The following is a 1,741-nucleotide window of genomic DNA, read 5'->3' on the forward strand; positions in this document are numbered from 1 at the left end:
AATGTTAAACCTCAATCTGTTGTGCGTTTAAAAGCAGGTCGCTACCATGTTGCTTCCCATTATGGTTCCATTAATGCGACGGCACGTTCGGATATTCAAGTGGAGGCTGGTAAAATGACAGAGGTTACGCTTGAACATCAGGCGGCTCAGATTGTTTTAAAGCTGGTGCGACAAGAAGGAGGGGAAGCGCTTGCAGATACAAGTTGGTCTCTGGCCAATGATTCTGGTGATATCGTTTATGAAACAGTTGGTGCTTATGTTTCACTCGTGTTAGCAGAGGGAGAGTATATTGCAATTGCTAAAAATAAAGATAAAATTTATCAAAAGGTTTTTTCTGTCGTTTCTGGTCATGATGAAGATATAAGTGTGGTGGCAAATGAACAAAATATGCAACGGATTGATGAAGAGATAGATTGATCGTTGTTCATGGGACTAAACCGTGAATGAAAGATGGGGTGTGTGCGTTTTGATTGAAATTTCAACAGTTGGTGTGTTTTTTGCTGGGGCACTTTCTTTTTTATCGCCATGTGTTTTACCCTTAGTCCCTCCTTATTTATGCTATATGGCAGGGATTGGTATTGATGATTTTCGTTCAGAAAAACGTGATGAGAAAGTCTTTATACGGTGGGCTTTATTGTCTTCTGTTATTGCTTTTGTCCTCGGGTTTACCACTATTTTTGTTGCTTTAGGGGCTAGTGCAAGTACCATTGGTAAGTTCATCGGTTATTATCGTGATTGGTTTGCACTTGCTGCTGGGATTATCATTATTATTTTTGGTTTAAATTTTTTAGGTTTTTTAAAGATCTCTTTTTTATTTCGTGAAGCCCGTTTTCAGACTTATAAAACACCTGCTGGTCCTTTAGGGGCTTATGTTATTGGTTTGGCTTTTGCCTTTGGTTGGACACCGTGTATTGGTCCCATTTTAGGCCCTATTATAACGCTTGCTGGAACAAAAGAAACTGTAGGTGAGGGAGCTATTCTTTTAGCAGTTTATGCGTTGGGACTTGCTGTCCCTTTTGTATTGGCGGCTTTGTTTTCCAGTTATTTTATGCGGTTTTTAGCAGCTTTTCGTATTCATTTAGGAAAAGTTGAAAAAATTATTGGTGTTTTTCTTATTCTTACGGGGATTTTATTTTTAACAGGCTCTATGCAGAACCTTTCATTTTGGCTTTTAGAACATTATCCTTCGTTGAGTTATGTTGAAAATATTCGTTGGCACGATATTATGAACTTTTTTGGATTTTCTCGTTAGTCTTATGTGTTTTTATGGTTAGAAGTTGTCTTTCTATTGTTCTTGCTGCAGGTGAGGGGACGCGTATGAAATCGCCCCTGCCTAAGGTGCTTCATAAAATTGCTGGATTGCCTCTTATATGCCACGTTCTACAACAAATAGAATTGGCAGAATCTTCGCAATTAGCTGTCGTTGTGGGATGTGGTGCTCAAGAGGTCACACATGTTGTTCAGTCATTTGTAAAAGACGTGATGATTTTTGAACAAAAAGAGCGTTTAGGAACGGCGCACGCTGTTTTAACGGCTCGTTTAGCTTTGCAAAAGGGCGTGGATGATGTTCTCATTGTTTTTGGGGATACGCCTCTTATTCAGAAAGAGTCATTGCACCAAATGCGTGCACAGCTTGCTGATGGAGCCGATGTTGTTTTTGCAGGCTTTCATACTCAAGATCCAACAGGGTATGGGCGCCTTCTCGAGAAAAATGGTCAGTTAATTGCAATTATAGAAGAAA

2 protein-coding genes and 1 pseudogene are annotated in these 1,741 nt (G+C 39.6%); all 3 read left to right on the forward strand.

All coding sequences use genetic code 11. The features are described 5' to 3' along the window. Window positions 1-417: pseudogene (locus BN338_RS11175) on the forward strand (carboxypeptidase regulatory-like domain-containing protein); the annotation flags it as partial. A 49-nt stretch (window positions 418-466) separates the two neighbouring features. Beyond that, window positions 467-1,252, forward strand: coding sequence for a cytochrome c biogenesis CcdA family protein (locus BN338_RS06415; protein WP_039760253.1), 786 nt, complete (start codon window positions 467-469; stop codon window positions 1,250-1,252). Window positions 1,253-1,266: 14 nt separating this feature from the next. After that, the coding region (locus BN338_RS06420) for an NTP transferase domain-containing protein (protein WP_039760198.1) at window positions 1,267-1,741 on the forward strand (475 nt) is incomplete at its 3' end.

It is taken from the genome of Bartonella queenslandensis AUST/NH15, from assembly GCF_000312585.1.
GTDB classification, from domain to species: Bacteria; Pseudomonadota; Alphaproteobacteria; order Rhizobiales; family Rhizobiaceae; genus Bartonella; species Bartonella queenslandensis_A.